25 protein-coding genes are annotated in these 24,389 nt (G+C 61.5%); 12 read left to right on the top strand and 13 right to left on the bottom strand.

From position 1 onward, the window contains the following. Positions 1–86: 86 nt before the first annotated feature. The 8 genes from fabI to gloB all read right to left on the bottom strand — a co-directional run bounded on the left by fabI (position 87) and on the right by gloB (position 10,719). The gene (gene fabI / locus NTD88_RS05050; RefSeq protein ID WP_095159210.1) at positions 87–881 is read right to left on the bottom strand and encodes an enoyl-ACP reductase FabI; all 795 of its coding nucleotides are present in this window, start codon (positions 879–881) and stop codon (positions 87–89) included. A gap of 14 nt (positions 882–895) precedes the next feature. Further along, positions 896–2,512, bottom strand: coding sequence for an ABC transporter ATP-binding protein (locus tag NTD88_RS05045; RefSeq protein WP_095159211.1), 1,617 nt, complete (start codon positions 2,510–2,512; stop codon positions 896–898). Position 2,513: 1 nt separating this feature from the next. Continuing rightward, on the bottom strand, positions 2,514–3,533 hold the full coding sequence (locus NTD88_RS05040; RefSeq protein WP_095159212.1) for an ABC transporter permease: 1,020 nt from the start codon (positions 3,531–3,533) through the stop codon (positions 2,514–2,516). Position 3,534: 1 nt separating this feature from the next. Next, positions 3,535–4,608, bottom strand: coding sequence for a microcin C ABC transporter permease YejB (locus NTD88_RS05035; protein ID WP_095159213.1), 1,074 nt, complete (start codon positions 4,606–4,608; stop codon positions 3,535–3,537). Position 4,609: 1 nt separating this feature from the next. Further along, entirely contained in the window at positions 4,610–6,463 is a 1,854-nt protein-coding gene (locus NTD88_RS05030; protein ID WP_095159214.1) for an extracellular solute-binding protein, read from the bottom strand. Beyond that, positions 6,460–8,289, bottom strand: a complete 1,830-nt coding sequence (locus NTD88_RS05025; RefSeq protein WP_262155588.1) for an extracellular solute-binding protein — start codon at positions 8,287–8,289, stop codon at positions 6,460–6,462. Before NTD88_RS05025 ends, NTD88_RS05030 begins: the two co-directional genes overlap by 4 nt. Positions 8,290–8,408: 119 nt before the next feature. After that, entirely contained in the window at positions 8,409–9,839 is a 1,431-nt protein-coding gene (locus NTD88_RS05020) for a transglycosylase SLT domain-containing protein (protein ID WP_110970802.1), read from the bottom strand. Positions 9,840–9,939: 100 nt separating this feature from the next. Continuing rightward, positions 9,940–10,719: a hydroxyacylglutathione hydrolase gene (gloB, locus tag NTD88_RS05015; RefSeq protein WP_262127668.1), complete on the bottom strand. Its 780-nt coding sequence runs from the start codon at positions 10,717–10,719 to the stop codon at positions 9,940–9,942. A gap of 79 nt (positions 10,720–10,798) precedes the next feature. Here gloB and NTD88_RS05010 point away from each other — a divergent pair, with 79 nt between their 5' ends. From NTD88_RS05010 to NTD88_RS04985, 6 genes are all read left to right on the top strand, one after another. Then, positions 10,799–11,581: a class I SAM-dependent methyltransferase gene (locus NTD88_RS05010; RefSeq protein ID WP_095159217.1), complete on the top strand. Its 783-nt coding sequence runs from the start codon at positions 10,799–10,801 to the stop codon at positions 11,579–11,581. 8 nt (positions 11,582–11,589) lie between these two features. Further along, positions 11,590–12,036, top strand: a complete 447-nt coding sequence (rnhA, locus tag NTD88_RS05005; protein ID WP_095159218.1) for a ribonuclease HI — start codon at positions 11,590–11,592, stop codon at positions 12,034–12,036. A 91-nt stretch (positions 12,037–12,127) separates the two neighbouring features. Continuing rightward, positions 12,128–12,868 (top strand): DNA polymerase III subunit epsilon, encoded by a 741-nt coding sequence (gene dnaQ, locus NTD88_RS05000; RefSeq protein WP_262127669.1) that lies wholly within the window; start codon positions 12,128–12,130, stop codon positions 12,866–12,868. Positions 12,869–12,955: 87 nt separating this feature from the next. Beyond that, positions 12,956–15,205: an Orn/Lys/Arg decarboxylase N-terminal domain-containing protein gene (locus tag NTD88_RS04995; RefSeq protein WP_262155589.1), complete on the top strand. Its 2,250-nt coding sequence runs from the start codon at positions 12,956–12,958 to the stop codon at positions 15,203–15,205. A gap of 58 nt (positions 15,206–15,263) precedes the next feature. Then, entirely contained in the window at positions 15,264–15,833 is a 570-nt protein-coding gene (locus NTD88_RS04990; RefSeq protein ID WP_095159221.1) for an SPOR domain-containing protein, read from the top strand. 102 nt (positions 15,834–15,935) lie between these two features. Further along, entirely contained in the window at positions 15,936–16,361 is a 426-nt protein-coding gene (locus NTD88_RS04985) for a GTP pyrophosphokinase (protein ID WP_262155590.1), read from the top strand. 3 nt (positions 16,362–16,364) lie between these two features. Here NTD88_RS04985 and NTD88_RS04980 read toward each other — a convergent pair whose 3' ends face one another. Next, entirely contained in the window at positions 16,365–17,054 is a 690-nt protein-coding gene (locus NTD88_RS04980) for an endonuclease (protein WP_095159223.1), read from the bottom strand. A gap of 5 nt (positions 17,055–17,059) precedes the next feature. Further along, positions 17,060–17,284 carry a DUF1654 domain-containing protein gene (locus tag NTD88_RS04975; protein ID WP_095159224.1) on the bottom strand — a complete coding sequence of 75 codons (225 nt, stop codon included), beginning with the start codon at positions 17,282–17,284 and terminating at the stop codon, positions 17,060–17,062. Positions 17,285–17,728: 444 nt separating this feature from the next. On the opposite strand from NTD88_RS04975, the gene NTD88_RS04970 reads away from it, so the two are divergent. Then, on the top strand, positions 17,729–18,745 hold the full coding sequence (locus NTD88_RS04970; protein ID WP_262155591.1) for a LacI family DNA-binding transcriptional regulator: 1,017 nt from the start codon (positions 17,729–17,731) through the stop codon (positions 18,743–18,745). A gap of 9 nt (positions 18,746–18,754) precedes the next feature. Further along, positions 18,755–19,666 carry a ribokinase gene (gene rbsK, locus NTD88_RS04965; RefSeq protein WP_095159226.1) on the top strand — a complete coding sequence of 304 codons (912 nt, stop codon included), beginning with the start codon at positions 18,755–18,757 and terminating at the stop codon, positions 19,664–19,666. Between the two features lie 6 nt (positions 19,667–19,672). On the opposite strand, the gene NTD88_RS04960 is transcribed toward rbsK, so the two are convergent. Beyond that, positions 19,673–19,873 carry a hypothetical protein gene (locus NTD88_RS04960; RefSeq protein ID WP_262155592.1) on the bottom strand — a complete coding sequence of 67 codons (201 nt, stop codon included), beginning with the start codon at positions 19,871–19,873 and terminating at the stop codon, positions 19,673–19,675. A 176-nt stretch (positions 19,874–20,049) separates the two neighbouring features. Between NTD88_RS04960 and NTD88_RS04955 the strand changes: the two genes are divergently transcribed. After that, a complete protein-coding gene (locus NTD88_RS04955) occupies positions 20,050–20,352 on the top strand; it encodes a hypothetical protein (RefSeq protein WP_262127648.1) in 303 nt (100 codons plus the stop codon). Between the two features lie 138 nt (positions 20,353–20,490). Continuing rightward, positions 20,491–20,811 carry an I78 family peptidase inhibitor gene (locus tag NTD88_RS04950; RefSeq protein ID WP_110970814.1) on the top strand — a complete coding sequence of 107 codons (321 nt, stop codon included), beginning with the start codon at positions 20,491–20,493 and terminating at the stop codon, positions 20,809–20,811. Between the two features lie 62 nt (positions 20,812–20,873). Here NTD88_RS04950 and NTD88_RS04945 read toward each other — a convergent pair whose 3' ends face one another. Beyond that, positions 20,874–21,086, bottom strand: coding sequence for a cold-shock protein (locus NTD88_RS04945; RefSeq protein WP_003179963.1), 213 nt, complete (start codon positions 21,084–21,086; stop codon positions 20,874–20,876). Between the two features lie 156 nt (positions 21,087–21,242). Beyond that, positions 21,243–21,545 carry a hypothetical protein gene (locus NTD88_RS04940; protein WP_095159230.1) on the bottom strand — a complete coding sequence of 101 codons (303 nt, stop codon included), beginning with the start codon at positions 21,543–21,545 and terminating at the stop codon, positions 21,243–21,245. Positions 21,546–21,903: 358 nt separating this feature from the next. Here NTD88_RS04940 and thrS point away from each other — a divergent pair, with 358 nt between their 5' ends. Then, a complete protein-coding gene (gene thrS / locus NTD88_RS04935; RefSeq protein ID WP_095159231.1) occupies positions 21,904–23,826 on the top strand; it encodes a threonine--tRNA ligase in 1,923 nt (640 codons plus the stop codon). Next, positions 23,826–24,377 carry a translation initiation factor IF-3 gene (gene infC, locus NTD88_RS04930; protein WP_175651949.1) on the top strand — a complete coding sequence of 184 codons (552 nt, stop codon included), beginning with the start codon at positions 23,826–23,828 and terminating at the stop codon, positions 24,375–24,377. Before thrS ends, infC begins: the two co-directional genes overlap by 1 nt. Positions 24,378–24,389 lie beyond the last annotated feature (12 nt).

Genomic DNA, 24,389 nt, shown 5'->3' with positions numbered 1-24,389 from the left:
CTGCGGAACATGCAGCGCGTGCCCCGATTGGTTATTTACGGGCAAAAGAAAAGGCCGCATCAGCGGCCTTTTCCGTTCCCGGAGAATTACTCCGAGATGTCGCCCATGGCGGTGGTGTTGAAGCCACCGTCCACGTACATGATTTCACCGCTGACACCCGACGCCAGGTCGGAGCAGAGGAACGCGCCGGCGTTGCCGACTTCCTCGATGGTGACATTGCGGCGCAGTGGGGTCTGCGCTTCGTTGGCGGCCAGCATTTTGCGGAAGCTCTTGATGCCGGAAGCCGCCAGGGTGCGGATCGGGCCGGCGGAAATGGCGTTGACGCGGGTGCCTTCCGGGCCGAGGCTGCCGGCCAGGTAGCGTACACCGGCTTCCAGGCTGGCTTTGGCCATGCCCATGACGTTGTAGTTCGGCATGGTGCGCTCGGCGCCCAGGTACGACAGGGTCAGCAGGCTGCCATTGCGGCCTTTCATCAGTTCACGACCGGCCTTGGCCAGGGCGACGAAGCTGTAGGCGCTGATATCGTGGGCGATGCGGAAGCCCTCGCGGGTGGTGACTTCGGTGAAGTCGCCGTTGAGCTGGTCGCCCGGCGCGAAGCCTACGGAGTGCACGATGCAGTCCAGGCCGTCCCACTTCTTGCTCAGAGCTTCGAAGACGCTGGCGATGTCGTCATCGTTGGCAACGTCACAAGGGAAGCACAGCTCTGGGTTGGAGCCCCAACCAGCGGCGAACTCTTCGACGCGGGCCTTGAGCTTTTCGTTCTGGTAGGTGAAGGCGAGTTCTGCACCCTCGCGATGCATGGCGGCAGCGATGCCGGATGCGATGGACAGCTTGCTTGCGACACCGACGATCAGTACGCGCTTACCAGCGAGAAAACCCATGTGTTGTTCCTCATTCAGGTTATATCGACAGCTGTGGGAGCCAGGAAAGCGGCCTCCAGCAACTGCTGTGTGTAGGGATGTTGTGGTTCGGCGAAAATACCCGCAGCCGGACCTTGTTCCACCACCTGACCCTGCTTGACCACCATCAGTTGGTGGCTCAGCACCTTGACCACCGCCAGATCGTGGCTGATGAACAGGTAAGTCAGGTTGTACTTGGTCTGCAGCGCACGCAGCAGTTCCACCACCTGGCGCTGAACGGTCCGGTCGAGCGCCGAAGTGGGCTCGTCCAGCAGTATCAGCGCCGGTTTCAATACCAGTGCACGGGCAATGGCAATCCTTTGTCGCTGGCCTCCGGAAAACTCGTGAGGGTAGCGGTGCCGGGTTTCCGGGTCCAGACCTACTTCCCTCAGTGCCTCCATGATGGCTTCTTCCTGTTCCGCCTCCGTGCCTATCCGATGAATGCGCAGGCCCTCTCCGACGATGTCACCCACGCACATGCGCGGGCTCAGGCTGCCGAAGGGGTCCTGGAAGACCACCTGCATCTGCCGCCGCAGCGGCCGCACCTGTTGTTGCGTCATGCAGTCCAAGGCCTGGCCCTCGAAGCGGATGGCGCCCTTGCTGGCGATCAACCGCAGGATTGCCAGACCCAGCGTAGACTTGCCGGAACCACTTTCGCCCACGATGCCCAGGGTCTGACCCTGAGGCAGGCTGAAGTTGATGCCGTCCACTGCCTTGACGTAATCGACGGTCTTGCGCAGGAACCCCTTCTTGATCGGGAACCAGACGCGCAGGTCCTCGACCTCCAGCAGCGGCGGGCCAACCGGGTTGGCGGCAGGCGTGCCGCTAGGCTCGGCGCCGAGCAGCATTTGCGTATACGGATGCTGCGGAGCGCGAAACAGTTCGTCACACGACGCCTGTTCGACGATGCAACCGCGCTGCATGACACATACGCGGTGTGCAATTCTTTTCACCAGGTTCAAATCGTGACTGATCAGTAACAGCGCCATGCCCAGCTTTGCCTGCAAACGCTTGAGCAATTCGAGGATTTTCAGTTGGACGGTGACGTCCAGGGCGGTGGTTGGCTCATCGGCGATCAGCAGTTCCGGCTCGTTGGCCAGGGCCATGGCGATCATCACCCGTTGCCGCTGGCCACCGGACAGCTCGTGGGGCAGGGCCTTGAGGCGCTTGGCCGGCTCGGGAATGCCGACCAGCTCCAGCAATTCCAGGGTCCGCGCGGTCGCTTCCTTGCCACGCAGCCCCTTGTGCAGCATGAGCACTTCGTTGATCTGCTTCTCGATGTTGTGCAGCGGGTTCAGCGAGGTCATCGGTTCCTGGAAGATCATCGCGATGCGGTTGCCACGGATGTGGCGCATCTTCTTCTCATCCAGGTGCAGCAGGTCCTGGCCCTCGTAACGAATGCTGCCGGAGGGGTGGCGTGCCAGCGGGTATGGCAGCAGGCGCAGGATCGAGTGCGCGGTGACCGACTTGCCCGAGCCGCTTTCGCCGACCAGGGCAAGGGTCTCGCCGCGGCGGATATCGAAGCTGATGTTTTCCACCACCCGTTGCTGCTGCGAGCCGGTGACGAACTCGACGGCAAGGTCGCGTACTTCGATCAAGGTGTCCTTGTTCATTTCATTTCCTCGGGTCGAAGGCATCGCGGGCGGACTCGCCGATGAATACCAGCAGGCTGAGCATCACGGCCAGGACGGCGAAGGCGCTGATACCGAGCCAGGGCGCCTGCAGGTTGGACTTGCCCTGGGATACCAACTCGCCCAGGGATGGCGAGCCGGCCGGCAGGCCGAAGCCGAGGAAGTCCAGTGCGGTCAGGGTGCCAATGGCGCCAGTGAGAATGAAGGGCATGAAGGTCATGGTCGAGACCATGGCGTTGGGCAGGATGTGCCGGTACATGATCGCGGCGTTCTGCATGCCCAGTGCCCGCGCGGCGCGCACGTATTCCAGGTTGCGTCCGCGCAGGAACTCGGCGCGGACCACGTCCACCAGGCTCATCCAGGAGAACAACAGCATGATCCCCAGCAACCACCAGAAGTTGGGCTGGACGAAGCTGGCGAGGATGATCAGCAGGTAGAGCACCGGCAGGCCTGACCAGATTTCCAGGAAGCGCTGCCCGGCTAGGTCCACCCAGCCGCCATAGAAGCCCTGCAATGCACCGGCAATCACGCCGATGATGGAGCTGAGAATGGTCAGGGTCAGGGCGAACAGCACCGAGATGCGGAAGCCGTAGATCACTCGCGCCAGCACATCGCGGCCCTGGTCGTCGGTGCCCAGCCAGTTCTGCGCGGACGGCGGGGCGGGCGCCGGGACTTTCAGGTCGTAGTTGATGCTCTGGTAGCTGAACGGGATCGGAGCCCAAAGCACCCAGCTCTGCTTCTTCTCCAGCAGGTCGCGGATGTACGGGCTCTTGTAGTTGGCTTCCAGCGGGAATTCGCCGCCGAAGGTGGTTTCCGGGTAGCGCTTGAACGCCGGGAAATAGAACTCGCCGTCGTAGCGCACGACCAGCGGTTTGTCGTTGGCGATCAGCTCGGCGCCGAGGCTCAGTCCGAACAGGATCAGGAACAGCCACAGTGACCACCAGCCGCGGCGGTTGGCCTTGAAGCGCTCGAAGCGGCGGCGATTGAGAGGGGACAGGTTCATCTCATTGCTCCCGGCTTTCGAAGTCGATACGTGGGTCGACCAGGGTGTACGTCAGGTCGCCGATCAGTTTCACCACCAGGCCGAGCAGGGTGAAGATGAACAGTGTGCCGAACACCACCGGGTAATCGCGGTTGATAGCGGCCTCGAAGCTCATCAGGCCCAGGCCGTCGAGGGAGAAGATCACCTCGACCAGCAGCGAGCCGGTGAAGAAGATGCCGATGAAGGCCGAAGGGAAGCCGGCGATCACCAGCAGCATGGCGTTGCGGAACACATGGCCATAGAGCACGCGGTTCGGCGTCAGGCCCTTGGCCTTGGCGGTGACCACGTACTGCTTGTTGATCTCGTCGAGGAAGCTGTTCTTGGTCAGCAGGGTCATGGTGGCGAAGTTGCCGATGACCAGCGCAGTGACCGGCAGTGCCAGGTGCCAGAAGTAATCGATGATCTTGCCGGTGGTGCTCAGCTCGTCGAAGTTGCTCGACGTCAGCCCCCGTAGCGGGAACCAGTCCAGGTAGCTGCCGCCGGCGAACACGACGATCAGCAGGATGGCGAACAGGAACGCGGGAATGGCGTAGCCGACGATGATCGCCGAACTGGTCCAGACGTCGAAGTGGCTGCCGTGGCGGGTGGCCTTGGCGATGCCCAGAGGGATCGACACCAGGTACATGATCAGCGTGCTCCACAGCCCGAGGGAAATGGACACCGGCATCTTCTCGGCGATCAGGTCGACCACCTTGGCGTCGCGGAAGAAGCTGTCGCCGAAGTCCAGGCGGGCGTAGTTCTTGATCATGATCCACAGGCGTTCCGGCGCCGGCTTGTCGAAGCCGTACATGCGCTCGATTTCCTGGATCAGGGCCGGGTCGAGGCCCTGCGCGCCGCGGTAGTTGGAGCCGGCAACCGAGACTTCCGCACCGCCGCCGGCGATGCGGCTGGTGGCGCCCTCGAAGCCTTCGAGCTTGGCGATCATCTGTTCCACCGGGCCGCCGGGTGCGGCCTGGATGATGACGAAGTTGATGATCAGGATGCCGAGCAGGGTGGGAATGATCAGCAGCAGGCGCCGCAGGATGTAAGCCAGCATGTCACTGCTCCCCGTTCGCGGATGCCGCATCACTCGGCGGTGTGACCGGGATGGCCGGCTTCACCTCTGGCTTGATCCACCAGGTCGTGATGCCGATATCGTACTTGGGCGGCGTTTCCGGGTGGCCGATGTGGTTCCAGTACGCCACGCGCCAGGTCTTGATGTGCCAGTTGGGGACAACGTAGAAGCCCCACAGCAGCACGCGATCAAGGGCGCGGGTGTGGGCCACCAGGCTCTGCCGCGAGTCGGCGTTGATCAGCGACTCCACCAGGCTGTCGACGGCCGGGTCCTTGAGCCCCATGAAGTTGCGGCTGCCGGGGTTGTCGGCGCTGCTGCTCTGCCAGAACTCACGCTGTTCGTTGCCCGGCGAGTTGGACTGCGGGAAGCCGCCGACGATCATGTCGAAGTCCCGCGAGCGCAGGCGGTTGATGTATTCCGCGACGTCGACCCGGCGGATGTTCAGGGTGATGCCGAGGTCGGCGAGATTGCGTTTGTAGGGCAGCAGGATCCGTTCGAACTCGGTCTGCGCCAACAGGAATTCGATGGTCAGCGGCTTGCCCTGGGCATCGACCATCTTGTCGTTCTCGATACGCCAGCCGGCCTCCTGCAGCAGCTTGTAGGCCTGGCGCTGCTGTTCGCGGATCATCCCACTGCCGTCGGTTACCGGGTTTTTGAAGGCTTCGCTGAACACCTGTTCGGGGACTTTCCCACGCAACGGCTCAAGGATTTTCAGCTCTTCCGGGCCCGGCAGGCCGCTGGCGGCCATTTCGGAGTTCTCGAAGTAGCTGCCGGTGCGGGTGTAGGCGCCGTTGAACAGTTGCTTGTTGGTCCACTCGAAGTCGAGCAGCAGGCTCAGTGCCTGACGAACCCGCACATCCTGGAATACCGGGCGGCGCAGGTTGAAGACGAAGCCTTGCATGCCGGTCGGAGTGCCGTTGAGGATTTCTTCGCGGATCAGGCGTTTTTCCCGCACCGCCGGAATGTTGTAGGCGGTGGCCCAGTTCTTCGCGCTGGTTTCGAACCAGTAGTCGAACTGGCCGGCCTTGAGCGCTTCGAGGGCGACGGTGTTGTCGCGGAAGTAGTCGACGGTGATGGTGTCGAAATTGTAGAAGCCGCGGTTGATGGGCAGGTCCTTGCCCCAGTAGTCCTTGTCGCGCACAAGGCGGATCGTGCGACCGGCTTTTACGTCGGCGACACGGTACGGACCGCTGCCGACCGGGACTTCCAGGCCGCTCTTGGTGAAGTCACGGCCTTCCCACCAGTGTTTCGGCAGGACGGGCAGTTGGCCGAGGATCAGCGGCAGCTCGCGGTTGTTGCTGTGCTTGAACTTGAACAGCACCCGCAGCGGGTCTTCGGCGACGACTTCGGCCACGTCGGCGTAATAGCCGCGATACATGGGGGCGCCGTTCTTGATCAGGGTGTTGAAGGTGAACACGACATCTTCCGCGCGGATCGGCTTGCCGTCGTGAAAGCGCGCTTCGGGGCGCAGGTAGAAGCGTACCCAACTGTTGTCCGGGGCTTTCTCGATCTGTCGTGCGACCAGTCCGTATTCGGTGAAGGGTTCGTCGAGGCTGGCGCGGGCGAGGGTGTCGTAGATCAGCTCGATGTTGTCTGCCGGGACGCCCTTGCTGATGAACGGATTGAGGCTGTCGAAGCCGCCAAAGCCGTTCTGGCGGAACGTGCCGCCTTTGGGTGCGTCGGGGTTTACGTAGTCGAAATGCTTGAAGTTGGCCGGGTACTTCGGCGCTTCGTTGTACAGGGTCACGGCGTGCTGCGGCGCGGCCAGGGTCGACAGGCTCAGGCTGGCCAGCAGCAGGCCGCCGAGCAACTGGCGCAGACGAGGCATTGGCATCATTGGGCGTTCTCCGAAGGCGTGAGCCACCAACTATTCAGCCCGAGGGTGTAGGGCGGCGTGGCGACGAAGGCGAACCGGTTGCGGTAGGCCAGGCGGTGATAGTCGAGGTACCAGTTGGGAATCATGTAGTGCTGCCAGAGCAGTACGCGGTCCAGGGCGCGGGCGGCGGCCACCTGGTCATCGCGGCTCTGGGCGGCGAGCAGGGCTTCGAGCAGGTGGTCGACCACCGGGCTGCTCACGCCAGCGTAGTTCTTGCTGCCTTTGGTCGTCGCCTGGCTGGAGTGAAAGTACTGCCACTGTTCCAGGCCCGGGCTGAGGGTCTGGGTCAGGGTCATCAGGATCATGTCGAAGTCGAACTGATCCAGTCGCTGTTTGTACTGGGCGCGGTCGACCGTGCGCAGGCGTGCGTCGATGCCGATGCTGGCGAGGTTTTCCACGTAGGGCTGGAGGATGCGTTCCAGGTTCGGGTTGACCAGCAGGATTTCAATTTTCAGTGGTTGGCCGTTGCTGTTGAGCAGGCGCTGCCCGGACAGCTTCCAGCCCGCCTGGCCGAGTAGCTCCAGGGCCTGGCGCAGGTTGTCGCGGCCGATGCCTCGGCCGTCGGTGCGGCTGACGCTGTAGGGTTGGGTCAGCAGTGCGGCGGGAAGCTGGTCGCGGTAGGGCGCAAGCAGCAGCCACTCCTTGCCCACAGGCAGGCCTTCGGCGCTGAATTCGCTGTTGGGGTAGAAGCTGGTGGCGCGTCGATAGGCGTTGCTGAACAGCGCGCGGTTGGTCCATTCGAAATCCAGCATCAGGCCCAGCGCCTGGCGCACGCGGCGGTCGGCGAAGGCGGCGCGGCGGCTGTTCATGAACAGGCCTTGGGTCTGGGTCGGGATCTGGTGCTTGATCTGCGCCTGGATGACCTCGCCACGGCGCACGGCCGGGAAGTTGTAGCCGTTGGCCCAGTTTTTCGCCTGGTGCTCGATGTAGATATCGAATTCGCCGGCCTTGAAGGCTTCGAAGGCCACATCGCTATCGCGGTAGAACTCGTACTCCACGCGGTCGAAGTTGTACTTGCCGCGGTTGACGGCGAGGTCCTTGCCCCACCAGTCCTTGACCCGCTCGAACACCAGGCGTCGCCCCGGCTGCACCTGGGTGATGCGATAGGGGCCGCTGCCCAGCGGCGGCTCGAAGGTAGTGGCCTTGAAGTCGCGGCCTTTCCAATAGTGCTGGGCGAGCACCGGCATCTCGCCCAGGCGCAGGATCAGCAAGGGGTTGCCGGCGCGCTTGAAGACGAAGCGAATGCGCTGCGGGTTGAGAATGTCGACCCGCTGCACTTCCTGAAGGTTGGTGCGGTAGATCGGGTGACCGTCCTTGAGCAGGGTGCGGTAGGAGAACGCGACGTCCGCCGCGGTGATGGGGCTGCCATCGTGAAACCGGGCTTCTGGGCGCAGGTTGAACACCACCCAACTGCGGTCCTCGCTGTACTCCACCGAGCGGGCGATCAGGCCGTAGCTGGACGTTGCTTCATCACCGGACGGGTCGTACTGGCCGGTGCCGACCATAAGGGTTTCGTTGAGCTCACTGACCCCGTACTGCAGGAAGTTCGGCGTGGTTACCGGACTGCTGCCCTTGAAGGTGTAGGGGTTGAGGGTATCGAAGGTGCCGAATGCCATGGCCCGCAAGGTGCCTCCCTTGGGAGCTTGCGGGTTGACCCAGTCGAAGTGGGTGAATCTGGCAGGGTACTTGAGCGTGCCGAACTGGGCGTAACCGTGACTTTCGGTGATGGTCGCGCCCGCGGGAAAGCTCAAGGCCAGGCTGAGTGACAGCAGGAGGGGACGTATCAAGTCGGCGATCCGATCCAGGCGGCTTGGGCTTTATTGTCCCTACAGTAACAGCTTGTATCAGCAGGAAAAAGGGCGCATCCCCAGACGTCAACGCACCGCTCCATGGCGGTGCGTTCCACTTAATGAGGCAGATAGACAGTGAGGGTCTGGCCGGGCTTCAGCGCCTGGCCGCTGCGCGGGTTCCAACGCTTGAGGTGCTGCATTTCCACGTTGAAGCGTTTGGCGACCAGATACAGCGAGTCACCCTTGCGAACCTTGTATTGGGTTGCGCGTTTTTTCGCATCGGCGGCGGAGAGTGAGGCGACCGTGGTGGCGGGCTGAACGCCCTGCATGACCAGGGTCTGGCCGGGCTTGAGGCGGTTGCCGCTGAGCTTGTTCCAGCGCTGCAGGTCGTTGACGCTGACGCGGTTGGCCTTGGCGATGCTGCCCAGGCTGTCGCCGCGCTTGACCCGGTAGCGGGTGCTGCGGGCCGGTGCCGAGGCTTCCGCCAGGGCGGCTTCGAACACTGCGGACTTCGGCCGCAGGGTGAGCAGTTCTTCGGGTCTCATGTTCGACAGGCTGGTGGTGAGCAACTGCGCCTTGGCAGTGGGCACCAGCAGTTGCTGCGGACCGTCCACGGTCATGCGCTTCTTGAAGGCCGGGTTGAGCTGGAACAGTTCGTCTTCGTCGATCTCGGCCAGGGCCGCGACCCGGGACAGGTCAACACGGTCCTTGATCGCGACGGCTTCGAAATAGGGTTCGTTGGCGATCGGGTTGAGGTTCACGCCGTAGGCCTGCGGGGTCAGGACCACTTGCGACAGGGCCAGCAGCTTGGGCACGTAGTCGCGGGTTTCCTGAGGCAGGGGCAGGTTCCAGTAGTCGGTGGGCAGGCCGAGGCGCTCGTTGCGCTCGATGGCCCGGCTGACGGTGCCTTCACCCGCGTTGTAGGCCGCCAGGGCCAGCAGCCAGTCACCGTTGAACATGTCGTGCAGGCGGCCCAGGTAGTCGAGGGCGGCGTTGGTCGACGCGGTGATGTCGCGACGGCCGTCGTAGAAGTTGGTTTGACGCAGGTTGTAGTGGCGGCCGGTGGACGGGATGAACTGCCACAGCCCGACGGCGTGGGCGCGAGAGTAGGCCATGGGGTTGTAGGCGCTCTCGATGGCCGGCAGCAGTGCCAGTTCCAGCGGCATGTCGCGCTCTTCGAGGCGTTCGACGATGTAGTGGATGTACAGGCTGCCGCGATCACCCGCGGTTTCGAGGAAGGTCGGGTTGCTGGCGAACCACAGGCGCTGCTGCTCGATACGCGGGTTGACGTTGATGTCGTCCTGCAACTGGAAGCCCTGGCGAATGCGCTCCCAGACGTCCTGCGGCGCCTGCTCGACCGGCTTGGCCTGGACGAACACAGGCTTCTGCTTGATACGAGGCTGGACGTGCATGCGAACGCTTTCGGCGTCGCCCATTTGACTGGTGCTCTGGCAGCCCACGAGAGTGGCTGACAGGCCGAGCGCGATGGCCTGTGCCAGGCGCGTCAGGGCGACGGATTTGAAGGTTCTGCGGCAAGTGGACGACATTGGCTGGGATAAAGTTCCGGGCGAAAATGTCGGGCGATTCTAGAAAGCGCCCCACACTCGGTCAACCTTTCAGAACTGCACGGTCATCAAGCGGCAATCCTTAGAACGTATCCTTCCAGGCCCGCAAGCCAGCAAAAACAGCACTTGGCGTAGGGTTTATAGCCCCTGTCCGTTCGTCTGCTTTTTCTTTAACGGATGTTTCCCCGGTGCGTAAAAAGGGGTTGGTGAGCCTTTCCAGCGCGATGGTTGATGGCAACGTGATGCGATTTTCCGCACGCAAGCGGGTAACTTCCTCGAATCGCTGGGCAACATGCGGGTTTTCCGGCTCAACGGCGCGAGCGAAGCGCAGGTTGCTCAAGGTGTATTCATGAGCGCAGAAGACGAGGGTCGCCTCAGGCAGCGCCGCCAGCCGTTGCAGCGAGCCGTGCATTTGCACCGGCGTGCCTTCGAACATCCGGCCGCAGCCGGCGGCGAATAGCGTGTCGCCGCTGAACAGAAGGGGCGTTGGCGTGCGCTCGGTGAAATAGGCAATGTGTCCGAGGGTGTGGCCGGGTACCGCGAATACCTGGAAGTCCACGCCCAGCACCTGGACCTCGGCATTGTCCTCCAGGGCCACGTCGCGGGCCGGGATTTGCTCGTGGGCCGGGCCGCAGACCCGCGCGCCAGTGGCGGCCTTCAGCGCTTCGACACCGCCGACATGGTCATGGTGATGGTGGGTGATGAGGATGTCCTCGAGGCGCCAGTCCGGGTGGCTTTCCAGCCAGGCCAGCACGGGTGCCGCGTCGCCCGGGTCGACCACCGCGCAGCGACGACTGGCGGGATCCTGTAACAACCAGATGTAGTTGTCGCTGAAAGCGGGCAAGGCTTCTATCTGTATCATCGAGCGATTCGCCAAACGTGGGACAAGGGTGCATCTTAGTAGCTATGTGCTCTGTCGAGAACCTTCCAGGGAGATTGCAATGACCGATCAAGCCTTCGCCCAGGCCGATCCGGAGTGGCTCGAACTGATCAGCCAAGCCCGTGACTGGTTCGCCGGGCCCTTGGGGCAACTGATGCTCAAGGAGGAGCAACGTCTGCTGGAGGAAGAACTGGGGCGCTATTTCGGTGGCTACCTGGTGCATTACGGGCCCAGTGCCGAGCCGCCGCCGACTGCGCCGCAGGTGCAGCGTAATGTCCGTCTCGGCGCGCCGTTGCCCGGAGTGGAGATCGTCTGTGAGGAGCAGGCCTGGCCGCTCAGCGAGCATGCCGCCGATGTTGTCGTGTTGCAGCACGGGCTGGATTTCTGTCTGTCGCCCCACGGCCTGCTGCGTGAAGCGGCGAGCAGCGTGCGTCCTGGCGGTCACTTGCTGATCGTTGGGATCAATCCCTGGAGCAGTTGGGGCATGCGCCGGGTGTTCGCTCATGATGCGTTACGCAAGGCGCGCTGCATCTCGCCTTCGCGGGTCGGCGACTGGCTTAACCTGCTGGGTTTCGCGCTGGAGAAACGCCGTTTCGGGTGCTATCGTCCGCCGCTTGCTTCGCCGGCCTGGCAAACCCGGTTGGCGGGGTGGGAACGCGTTGCCGGGCGCTGGCAGAGTGCCGGTGGCGGGGTCTATCTGCTCGTGGCGCGCAAGATGGTGGTCGGCCTGCGGCCCCTGCGCCAGGCGCGTCGCGAACCGATGGGCAAGCTGCTGCCGCTGCCGCTGGCCAAGGTCAACCGCCAGTCTCCCCACCCCGAAGGCAGAACCTTCAACGATGAATAAGGCTGTACATGAGCGATAGCGTCGAGATCTACACCGATGGCGCCTGCAAGGGCAATCCTGGCCCTGGCGGCTGGGGCGTCCTGATGGTTTGCAAGGGCGTCGAGAAAGAGCTGTGGGGTGGCGAGCGCGACACCACCAACAACCGCATGGAGTTGATGGCGGCGATCAAGGGCCTGGAGGCATTGAATCGTGAATGCGAGGTGCGGCTGGTAACCGACTCGCAGTACGTCATGAAGGGCATCACCGAGTGGATGACCAACTGGAAGAAGCGCGGCTGGAAGACCGCCGCCAAGGAGCCGGTGAAGAACGCCGACCTCTGGAAGCTTCTCGATGAGCAGGTCAACCGGCATAAGGTCACGTGGCAATGGGTTCGCGGGCATATCGGCCATCACGGCAACGAGCGTGCCGATCAGTTGGCCAACCGCGGCGTTGACGAGGTACGCGGCGTTCGCTGACAAGCGCCGCCGATGAATCCGGGACGCGACGGCGAAGGTGGGGTAAGATTCGCCGCTTTGAGCAACACGGCAGGAGATCACCGACGTGGATTTGCAAAACAACAGGTCGGTCGTCCTCGATACCGAGACCACCGGTATGCCGGTCACCGACGGTCACCGGATCATCGAGATCGGCTGCGTCGAACTGGTTGGCCGGCGGCTGACCGGGCGTCACTTCCACGTTTACCTGCAGGCGGACCGTGACAGCGACGAGGGCGCCATCGGCGTCCACGGCATCACCGACGAATTCCTCAAGGACAAGCCGCGCTTCGCCGAAGTCGCCGACGAATTCTTCGAGTTCATCCAGGGTGCGCGGCTGATCATCCACAACGCGGCGTTCGACGTTGGCTTCATCAACAACGAATTCGCCCTGCTCGGCCAGCAAGACCGCGCCGACATTTCCCAGCATTGCGAAATCCTCGACACCCTGGTGATGGCGCGTGGTCGCCACCCGGGCCAGCGCAACAGCCTCGACGCGCTTTGCAAACGCTACGGCGTCGACAACTCGGGCCGTGAACTGCACGGCGCGTTGCTCGACTCCGAGTTGCTCGCCGATGTCTTCCTGACCATGACCGGTGGCCAGACCAGCCTTTCGCTGGCGGGCCACGATGGTGAAGGCGAGGGCGGGTCTGACCAGGGCAGCGAGATTCGCCGTTTGCCGGCCACACGCCAGGCGGGACGAATCATCCGCGCCAGCGCCGCTGAGCTGGAAGGCCACATGGCGCGTCTTGGCGCCGTCGCTAAGTCAGCGGGCGGCCCCGCCCTCTGGCAGCAACTGGCCGAGGCCAACTGAGGCATTTTCCGCGCGCCATGGCGGCAACCTTCTACCCTGAGATGAACGGCCCACGGGGCCTGTCGCAGGAAGAAGGTAGCGCCGCCCATGTACAAGGACCTCAAGTTCCCCGTTCTTATCGTTCATCGTGACATCAAGGCCGACACCGTGGCCGGCGACCGCGTGCGCGGCATCGCTCAAGAACTCGCGCAAGACGGTTTCACTATCCTCAGCGCTACCGATTACGCCGAAGGCCGGCTGGTTGCCGCGACTCATCATGGCCTCGCTTGCATGCTGATCGCCGCCGAAGGGGCTGGCGAAAACACCCACCTGCTGCAGAACATGGTCGAGCTGATCCGCCTGGCGCGCTCACGTGCGCCGCATTTGCCGATTTTCGCCCTCGGTGAGCAGGTCACCCTGGAAAATGCCCCGGCCGATGCCATGAGCGAACTGAACCAGTTGCGCGGCATTCTCTACTTGTTCGAAGACACCGTGCCCTTTCTCGCCCGCCAGGTCGCGCGGGCGGCACACAATTACCTGGACGGTCTGCTGCCGCCGTTTTTCAAGGCGCTGGTGCAACACACTGCCCAGTCCAACTATTCCTGGCATACCCCGGGGCACGGTGGCGGGGTGGCTTACCGCAAGAGTCCGGTGGGGCAGGCGTTTCATCAGTTCTTTGGGGAAAATACCCTGCGCTCGGACCTCTCGGTATCGGTGCCGGAGCTGGGTTCCCTGCTGGATCACACCGGCCCCTTGGCGGAAGCGGAGGCCCGCGCGGCACGCAATTTCGGCGCCGACCATACCTTCTTCGTGATCAACGGCACCTCGACCGCGAACAAAATCGTCTGGCATTCCATGGTCGGTCGCGACGATCTGGTGCTGGTGGACCGCAACTGCCACAAGTCGGTGTTGCACGCGATCATCATGACCGGCGCCATTCCGTTGTACTTGTGCCCGGAGCGCAATGAACTGGGCATCATCGGGCCGATTCCGCTCAGCGAGTTCAGCGCCGAGTCGATCCGCGCGAAGATTCTCGCCAACCCGCTGGCCCGTGGGCGCGAGCCGCGGGTGAAGATGGCGGTGGTGACCAACTCCACCTATGACGGCCTGTGCTACAACGCCGAACTGATCAAGCAGACGCTTGGCAACAGCGTTGATGTGCTGCACTTCGACGAGGCCTGGTACGCCTATGCGGCCTTCCATGAATTCTTTGCCGGGCGCTACGCCATGGGCACATCGCGCGGCGCTGACAGCCCGCTGGTGTTCAGCACCCACTCAACCCACAAGCTGCTGGCGGCTTTCAGCCAGGCGTCGATGATCCATGTGCAGAACGGCGGCAGCCGGCAACTGGATCGGGATCGCTTCAACGAAGCGTTCATGATGCATATCTCTACCTCGCCGCAATACAGCATCCTCGCCTCGCTGGATGTGTCCTCGGCAATGATGGAGGGGCCAGCGGGCCGTTCGCTGCTTCAGGAAATGTTCGACGAGGCGCTGAGTTTTCGTCGGGCGCTGGCCAACCTGCGTGAGCACATTGATGTGCAGGATTGGTGGTTCAGTGTCTGGCAGCCGCCGCGGGTCGAGGGGATTCACCGCATCGCCACCGAGGACTGGTTGCTCGAACCCCAGGCGCAGTGGCACGGGTTTGGCGACGTCAGCGAGGACTATGTGCTGCTCGATCCGATCAAGGTAACGCTGGTCATGCCTGGCCTGGATGCGGGCGGCAGCCTTGATCGCCAGGGTATTCCCGCTGCGGTGGTCAGCAAGTTTCTCTGGGAGCGTGGGTTGGTGGTGGAGAAGACCGGGCTGTATTCCTTTCTGGTGCTGTTCTCGATGGGCATCACCAAGGGCAAGTGGAGCACGCTGCTTACTGAGCTGCTGGAGTTCAAGCGCAACTACGACGCCAACACCGACCTGCTGCAAAGCCTGCCCTGTGTCGCCGCTCAGGATACGCAGCGCTACCGCGGCATGGGCCTGCGTGACCTCTGCGATCAACTGCACGCCTGCTACCGCAGCAACGCCACCGCCAAACAGCTCAAGCGCCTCTACACCCGTCTGCCGGAGGTGGCGATGAAGCCCGCCGACGCCTACGACAAGCTGGTTCGCGGAGACGTCGAGGCGGTGCCCATCGATCAATTGTTAGGGCGTATTGCTGCGGTAATGCTGGTGCCTTATCCGCCGGGCATTCCGCTGATCATGCCGGGCGAGCGTTTCACCGAAGAAACCCGCTCGATCGTCGACTATCTGGCCTTTGCCCGGGCGTTCGACAGCGGTTTTCCCGGCTTCGTTGCCGATGTGCACGGCTTGCAGCAACAGGAAGAGGGTCGCGTCTACACCGTGGACTGCGTCAAGGAGTAGCGGACCCTGGCAACGGCCAGATGCTAGAATCCGCCGCTTGAATTCAGGAGGTAGACGCGTGCGCAAAGTGGCGATGGTAATGGCGGTGCTGGCCCTGGCCGGTTGTGACAACGATGCCGAGCGAGTGCACAAGCAGGTCGCCGAGCATCTGCAGAACCCCAAGACGGCCAAGTTCGCCAACGTGCGCTTCAACAAGCAGGGCGATATCTGTGGCCAGTTCCGCGGCAAGGACGACACCGGTACCTTCCTGCCGTATCGCAGTTATGTGGCGATCAAGGAAGGCACGGACTACCGCATCATCATTGACGAAACCGGCAGCGACCTGCGTATTCGTGAGATCTGCGGCGGCGCCGACCTTCAGCGCCGTGCCGATGCCCTGGCCGCCGAACCTGCTCCGCAAGGCTGGGACGTGGAAATCATTCAGGGCCCGAACATGGGTGCGCTCAGCGACATGACCGCGCGCCTGATCGAGAAGGGCATTCCTTCCTCGGTGGTCTACCGCGACGGCAAGCCAGTGGTGCTGTTGGGGCCTTTCGCAGACAAGGCCGAGGCTGAAGCCAGCAAAAACGATGTCATGGCACGCCTGGGTACCGATTCGGTGGTCATCCAGCACGACGCTCCTCGCTGAATCGCTATTGCGGCGCTCTGCGACCGGTACTTGCGCGTTTGTCGGGCTATGCTCTGGAAGAGGGGTTCCATCGACGAATGCAGCAACGGTGAGGAGGGGGCCATGTCCACGCTGGAGCGAGCCATTACGGTTGCAGCCCGGGCCCATGAAGGGCATTGGGATAAAGGGGGCGCCGCATACATCCTGCATCCATTGCGGGTGATGCTGCGGGTATCGACCACTGAACAGCGGATCGTCGCGGTGCTGCACGAAGTCCTGCAGGAGTCGCCCATGACCCTGTCGGATCTGGCGCGCGAGGGCTTCGCCCTGAAGATCCTTGCGGCGGTCCAGGCCCTTAGCCAGCGTAGCGACGAAAGCTATGAAGATTTCGTCGTCAGGGTCGGCTCCGATCCGCTGGCGCGGACGGTGAAGCTGGCGGACCTGGCCGACGAGAGCGATGCCTCGCGGATTGCCATCCCTGGCCCCGTCGACATCGCTCGTTTGCAGCGTTACCAGCAGGCCAGCGCCTACCTGCAGGCGCTGAACTGAGTTTCAGCCGCAGGCCTTGAGGTTCACCGGGCCGACGAACTCGTTGCCGCGGCCCATCACGCAGGCCACGCGCTGGTTGCGCTGAAGCTCCCAGGCCTGGGCGGGGTAGGTCTTGTTCCAGGCTTCATACAACTGCCGGTCCTGCTTGGACAGGCGCAGGTTGTACTGCTTGCTCATGTAGAAATAAGTACGCGCGATCATTCCGCGAATGGAAGGCCGCGGCATGACCTTTTTCGCTTTGAAATCGACCTGGGTCAGGCATGAGCCATATTGCCCGGCCTGCTCCGGCAGCCAGCCGAAGCTGAAGTTGCTGCGGTCGCCATTCACCTCGCCGATGCTCGGCACCAGGTTGTGCAGGTCGGCCTCGGCGCGCTGATAGACCGTATCGTTGCGTGAGCAATTCTTGCGCCCGCCATCCTGCCAGCATTGGCGCTGATGGCCGATCTGCCAGGCCGGAACGATATGTTCCCATTCAATGCGTGATGCCCGGTTGGCGTTCTTGCGCGGTACATAACCACAGCCGGCCAGGTCGACTTTGTTGCCGGTGTACTTGCAGCCGCAATAGAACTCGGTGGACTGCGGCGCATACAGGCGCCAGGCGACTTTCTTGGCTTCGGTAAAGGTGCGTGGTGCGTCGGCTTGGGCGCTGATACTGAACAACAGGCAGGTAGCTGCCAATACAGTGAATCTCATCCGGGTCAGTCTTCCTTCGGCACAGTCCAGAACAACTGCACACCGCCGTCATCACGGTGGGCGAGGGTAACGTTGTCGTTCTCGGCAATTTCTTCGAGCAGGGTTTCCCAGTCGGAGGTCGATTCATGTTCGAGGCGGAAGATCAGTGCGGCCCTGGCGCGCTGCGCGGTAGGTGCGTTGATGATTTTCTGGATCCGGACGCCCAGTTGCTCATAGCTGCTGACAGACATGGATGCTGAGGATGAGGTGGCCACGAAAGTGTTTCCCTTGTTTTTGCTGTATGCGCATACAGTATTTTACTGTAAGGCATTTCGCAACAGATCGTCAGTTAAAGAGCGCATGTGACCGCGCCGCGCCATGTTTGCTGCGCAGTGGTGAAAATAAATTCAGAGGGTTTTCGAGGGTCGGCTGTTCTTCGCGGAACTGGCCTTCGGATGGCTCTTTGCGGGGTTGGAACTCGGCTTCAGTTTCGGAAAGCCGAACGCTTGTAACAAATTGTTCGGTTTTCCGACCGGGTTGAGCGACAATTCCGAAACTCTCGTGCCTGCCTCACGCGTTTCGGCGAATTTGACAAGGCCACATTGCATTCGCATAGTTGGCTATCGCAAACGTTTGCTATCTCATAAAAATCACAACTTATCGCAGCCGGTGTGCAGACCGGCGGAACTGAAAGCATGGCAACCATTAAAGATGTAGCGGCGCTGGCCGGTATTTCCTACACCACCGTGTCCCACGTGCTGAACAAGACCCGGCCGGTCAGCGAGCCTGTACGACTGAAAGTCGAGGCGGCAATCGCTGAACTCGACTACGTGCCCAGCGCCGTGGCGCGCTCACTCAAGGCCCGGAGCACGGCCACCATCGGCCTGCTGGTGCCCAATAGCGTCAACCCGTATTTTGCCGAGCTTGCCCGTGGCATCGAGGATGCCTGCGAGCGTAACGGTTATTGCGTGATCCTCTGCAACTCCGATGACAACCCGCAAAAGCAGCGCAGCTACCTCCGCGTGTTGCTGGAAAAACGCGTCGACGGCCTGGTCGTCGCTTCAGTGGGTGAGGAGCGTGACCTGCTCGACAGCCTGGCCTCCGTGCGCACGCCAATGGTGATCGTTGACCGCGCGCTGGACGGCGTGGATGCCGATCTGGTGCGGATCGATCATGAGCAGGGCGCTTATCTGGCGACTCGCCATCTGCTTGATTTGGGGCATGTAGATATTGCCTGTATCAATGGCCCAGCCAATACCAGCGTCGCCAAATTGCGCCTTGCGGGTTTTCGTCGAGCCCTGCGGGAGGCGGGTGTAGGGCTGCGTGACGGGCGGGTACTGGATGGTGACTTCACCAGTCTTGGCGGGTATGAGGCCGCGGCCCAATTGCTGAGTCGGGACCGGCCTACTGCCATTTTCGCCGCTAACGATTTGATGGGTATAGGTGTGTTGCGAGCAGCCGCGGAGGGCAGCATCAGTGTCCCCGGCGAGCTGTCGGTGATTGGATTCGACGATATCCAGATGTGCCCGTACGTGTATCCGGCACTGACCACTGTCGGGCAGTCCATTCGCGAGCTGGGGGAAATGGCTGCGGCGTTACTGCTGCGGCGTATTGTTGGGTCGGGTTCTGCGGCATTGGAGCAGCGCATCATTGCGCCGAAAATCGTTCTGCGCGAGTCGACCGGGCCGAGTCCGGACTTGTTCAGTGGTTGAGGGCTTGTCATGCACGCGAAGGTAGTAGTGGTCGGAAGTCTCAACATGGATCTGGTCACGCGTGCTGAGCGCCTGCCGCGAGCGGGCGAGACGCTGGCGGGGGAGTCGTTCGAGACGGTGCCAGGCGGCAAGGGCGCCAATCAGGCGGTAGCGGCGGCGCGGCTGGGTGCGTCGGTGGCGATGGTCGGTTGTGTTGGTGACGATGCCTATGGCCAACAGTTGCGCGGTGCGTTGCTGACGGAGGGCATTGACTGTCTGGCGGTGGAGGTGGCGGCCGGTGTGTCCAGTGGTGTTGCCCTGATCATGGTGGATGCGGCCAGCCAGAACACCATTGTTGTTATCGCTGGGGGCAATGGCCGGCTGCTGCCGGCCTCGGTCCAGCGTTTCGAGGCTTTATTACGCGACGCTGAGGTGATTGTTTGCCAGATGGAGGTCCCGCCGCAGACGGTTGAGTATGTGCTGGCGCGCGGGCGTGCATTGGGGAAGGCGGTGATTCTCAATCCGGCTCCGGTCAAAGGCCCCTTGCCGGTGGAGTGGTTCGCCACTATCGACTACCTGATTCCTAATGAAAGCGAGGCGTCGGCGTTGACCGGCTTGCCGGTAGACGACCTGCCGTCGGCACAAGCGGCGGCCGATCACCTTATCGCGCTCGGCGCGGGCAAGGTCATCGTCACTCTTGGGGCGCAGGGTGCGCTGCTCGTCAGCGGGGAGGGCAGTGAGCATTTTCCCGCCCCGGTCGTGGCGGCGGTGGATACCACAGCGGCGGGGGATACCTTCGTTGGTGGTTTTGCCGCGGCATTGGCGCAGGGGCGGAGCGAGCGCGAGGCGATTGTCTTCGGTCAGCGGGCCGCAGCGATTTCCGTCACTCGTCCCGGCGCGCAACCGTCGATTCCTTCGCTGGCTGAGGTCGGGAATTTGTAACCTGGGTTACGGGTGCCCGGCAGCGGTGTCATGCCGGTAGCGTTCGAACACTTGGTCGACGAACCTGCGGGCGGCGTCGCTGCCCATTTCCTTGACCAGCAGGTCGAGTGCAATGAGGGTCAATTCTTCCGCTGTGCCCGGGCTGTAGGCGCTCTGGCCTTCGGGCCATTTCACCTTGATGTCGGCATCGATGCTGTGGCTGGTCATGGAGTTCTCGAAACGGCCCGTACTGTTGAGGGGGGAAACGCTGGGCCACTGGCGTTTCGGCAAGGCATGGTCGCAAGCCTTCAGTTAATCATGTCCGCTCGCGTGCGGCTCTGCGACTTAGGCATAACGATGGCGGCGTGGCAAACTAACGGTATTTTCGCTGGCAGGAAAGCACTATGCAGATCGACCTGAACGACCCGAACCAGTTCACTCTGGAGCAGGTGCGCCAATTGATCGCCAGTGGCAACGGCGCGATCCACAATCAACTGCGGGTCGATCGTGCCGGACATGCCTGGCTCTCCAATGTGGTGGGTGGCGCGCAACTTGATGGTCTGTTGTTTCGTCTGGAAACCTGGTCCGCCGGATCGGGTTGCGTAGGAAGTGTGGCTGCGGAGGACGAGCGTTGGGTTCAGCAGGTATTCAAGGCGCTGCGGGACAACTGGCCTAAGCCCGCAAGCGACTACATCGACCTGTACTGAGAGCTGTCATGGCGCAAAATCCGGACACTATTGGCATTTCCCCTTCAAGAACGAGTCGGGCAGACTGACCCGCTTTGCAACAACTGGCATCAAGTGCTGTCGGATCCGGCAGCATTCCCGTATCCCTAAGGAGGATTCATGTTCCCCATGCGTGCATCATTGGTGAGCCTGCTGGCTGCCGTCATTCTGGTCGGTTGCAGCAGTGGTGGCACTGCGTCGAAAGCGCCTGAAGTTGCTGCTGCACCTAATCTGGACGGTCGTTGTGAGGCCAGTGGCGCAGCATTCGCCGTGGGCAAGCCGGCTTCTGCCGAGTTGCTGGAGCAGGCGCGCAAGGCGAGCGGCGCGCAGTTGGCCCGCGTGCTCAAGCCGGACGATGCCGTGACGCTTGAGTACCGCTCCGAGCGCTTGAACCTTCATGCTGATGAAAAAGGGGTGATTGCTCGCGTCAATTGCGGCTGATCCCGAATTGCGGACACAAAAAACCCGTCGCAAGCGACGGGTTTTTCAATTCGGCAGAGTTATTACTCTGGACGAACCTGTGCAGCCTGCATGCCCTTCTGGCCTTTTTCGGCTACGAAGGATACGGTCTGACCTTCTTTCAGCGACTTGAAGCCGTCGCTTTCGATGGCCTTGAAGTGTACGAACAAGTCGTCGCCGCCACCTTGTGGAGTGATGAAGCCGAAGCCTTTTTCATCGTTGAACCATTTGACAGTGCCGGTTTGGCGATTGGACATGGGTGTATCTCCAGGAATCTTGATTTTTTTCAGTAGTGCGGTGTCGCCGAGAGCCACAGGGTGCACCCCGACATCATAGTCTAATTCTCAGCGTGTGGTGACTTTTAGCTTCAGCTAATGCTGATCTGGCGCAAATATTTGAAAGAATCGGCCTCATTACTTCGGCGCGCATGCCGTTTTCACGGCGTTTTGGGCGCGGCTGATCAATTGCGGGTCCACGCCAGTCTTGCTATCCAGTTGCAGGATTTCCTCGGTGGTAAAGTTCTTCTCGATGGCATTTGCGCCACATTTGCAGTGCTGATCGGCTTGCGTGAGGCTGACTCCCTGCCCTTTAGCAGCCTCTACGCATTGGTCCATGTAGTCGCCTTTCTTGCCAGCGGGCCACGAACCGGCATTGGCCCCCACAGGAAGCATCATGGCTCCGGCGGCAGCCAGGGCCAGAAGAGTCTGAAATCGCATAACCAGGCACTCCTTGGTAATCGGGTCTCATGAAGAGTAGGTCGCTTCAGTCACTCTGAGCGGAAAAAATCCGCAGGAGTTCACTCCAGAGGTCTTTTTCCAAATATTTCCGCTTGTTGGCTGTCCAGTCCGTCGTCTGCGCTGATGCTTGTGCTAGCATGCCGGGCGCGGGATAGCTGAACGCTTGCCCCGCATTTATTTCTGTTCCAGTCACTCTGGTTCGTTTCCCCTGGCAGGCATCCGACTTCTGCCACTGTGAGGCAGGCTTTCCGTCAGGAAAGACAGGGGCGAATCGCGTACTGGCTCATCCCAACCCACGTGACCTTTGGTAGGGGTCACCACTAGGAGAGGAGGCGCCATGCCCGTAATTACTCTTCCCGATGGCAGTCAACGTACGTTCGACAAGGCGGTTACCGTCGCTGAGGTCGCCGCATCCATTGGTGCCGGTCTGGCCAAGGCTACTGTGGCCGGCAAGGTCGACGGCAAGCTGGTCGACGCGTGCGACCTGATCGAACACGATGCCCGTCTGCAAATCATTACGCCCAAGGACGAAGAGGGGCTGGAAATCATTCGCCACTCGTGCGCCCACCTGGTCGGCCATGCGGTCAAGCAGTTGTACCCGACGGCAAAAATGGTGATCGGTCCGGTCATCGACGAAGGCTTCTATTACGACATTGCGTACGAGCGTCCCTTCACGCCTGAAGATATGGCGGCGATCGAACAGCGTATGCAGCAGTTGATCGACACCGACTACGACGTCATCAAGAGGGTCACCCCGCGTGCCGAGGTGATCGAAGTGTTCAAGGCTCGCGGCGAAGACTACAAGCTGCGCCTGGTCGAGGACATGCCGAATGAACAGGCCATGGGCCTGTACTACCACGAAGAATACGTCGACATGTGCCGTGGCCCGCACGTGCCGAATACACGCTTCCTCAAGTCGTTCAAGCTGACCAAGCTGTCTGGCGCCTACTGGCGCGGTGATGCCAAGAACGAACAGCTGCAGCGCGTCTATGGCACTGCCTGGGCGGACAAGAAGCAGCTGGCGGCGTACATCCAGCGTATTGAAGAAGCCGAAAAGCGCGATCACCGCAAGATCGGCAAGCGCCTCGGCTTGTTCCATCTCCAGGAAGAAGCGCCGGGCATGGTGTTCTGGCACCCGAACGGCTGGACCCTGTACCAGGTTCTGGAGCAGTACATGCGCCAGATCCAGCGTGAAAACGGTTATCTGGAGATCAAGACGCCGCAAGTGGTTGATCGCAGCCTGTGGGAAAAGTCCGGTCACTGGGCCAACTACGCCGACAACATGTTCACCACTCAGTCGGAAAACCGCGATTACGCGGTCAAGCCGATGAACTGCCCGTGCCACGTGCAGGTGTTCAACCAGGGTCTGAAAAGCTACCGTGAGCTGCCGCTGCGCCTGGCCGAATTCGGTGCTTGCCACCGTAACGAGCCCTCGGGTGCACTGCATGGCATCATGCGCGTGCGTGGCTTTACCCAGGATGACGCGCATATTTTCTGCACCGAAGAGCAGATGCAGACCGAATCGGCGGCATTCATCAAGCTGACGATGGACGTCTATTCCGACTTCGGCTTCCAGGACATTCAGCTCAAGCTGTCCACTCGTCCGGAAAAACGTGTTGGCTCCGACGAGCTGTGGGATCGTGCCGAGGCTGCGCTGGCCGCCGCGCTGGACAACGCTGGTCTGCCGTTTGATCTGCAGCCGGGCGAAGGTGCTTTCTACGGTCCGAAGATCGAGTTCTCGCTCAAGGATTGCCTGGGTCGGGTCTGGCAGTGCGGTACGCTGCAACTGGACTTCAACCTGCCGATCCGCTTGGGCGCGGAGTACGTTTCCGAAGACAACGGTCGCAAACATCCCGTCATGTTGCACCGAGCCATTCTCGGTTCGTTCGAGCGCTTCGTCGGTATTCTCATCGAGCACTATGAAGGTGCGTTCCCGGCTTGGCTCGCGCCAACCCAGGCGGTGATCATGAACATCACCGACAAGCAGGCCGAATTCGCTCAAAAAGTGGAAAAAACCCTCACTGAAAGCGGATTCCGTGCCAAGTCTGACTTGAGAAATGAGAAGATCGGCTTTAAAATCCGCGAGCATACCTTGCTCAAGGTTCCCTATCTCTTGGTTATCGGAGATCGGGAAGTCGAAACGCAAACTGTCGCTGTGCGTACCCGTGAAGGTGCTGACCTGGGCTCTATGCCCGTCGCACAGTTCGCGGACTTGCTTGCGCAAGCGGTTTCCCGGCGTGGTCGCCAAGATTCGGAGTAATTACTATTAAGCGTGAAATGAGACAGGATAAACGAACTGCACCGAAGGCCCCGATCAACGAGAATATCTCGGCACGCGAGGTTCGGTTAATTGGTGCTGACGGCGAGCAGATTGGCATCGTCTCGATTGATGAAGCGCTTCGTATCGCTGAAGAAGCGAAGCTGGATCTGGTAGAAATTTCTGCAGACGCGGTACCGCCCGTCTGCAAGGTCATGGACTACGGCAAGCACCTCTTCGAGAAGAAGAAGCAAGCCAACGAGGCCAAGAAAAACCAGAAGCAGATTCAGATTAAAGAAATCAAGTTTCGTCCAGGGACGGAAGAAGGGGATTACCAGGTAAAACTACGCAACCTGGTACGTTTCCTTAGTGATGGGGACAAGGCCAAGATTTCCTTGAGATTTCGTGGTCGTGAGATGGCTCACCAGGAGCTGGGCATGGAACTGTTGAAGCGGGTCGAGGTTGACCTTGCCGAATACGGTACCGTTGAGCAGCATCCGAAGATGGAAGGACGCCAACTTATGATGGTCATCGCCCCCAAGAAAAAGAAATAACCACCAGGGCAC

The sequence above is a fragment of the Pseudomonas sp. 20P_3.2_Bac5 genome, from assembly GCF_025466035.1.
Taxonomy (GTDB): Bacteria; Pseudomonadota; Gammaproteobacteria; order Pseudomonadales; family Pseudomonadaceae; genus Aquipseudomonas.
This window is presented reverse-complemented; position numbering and strand designations above follow the sequence as displayed.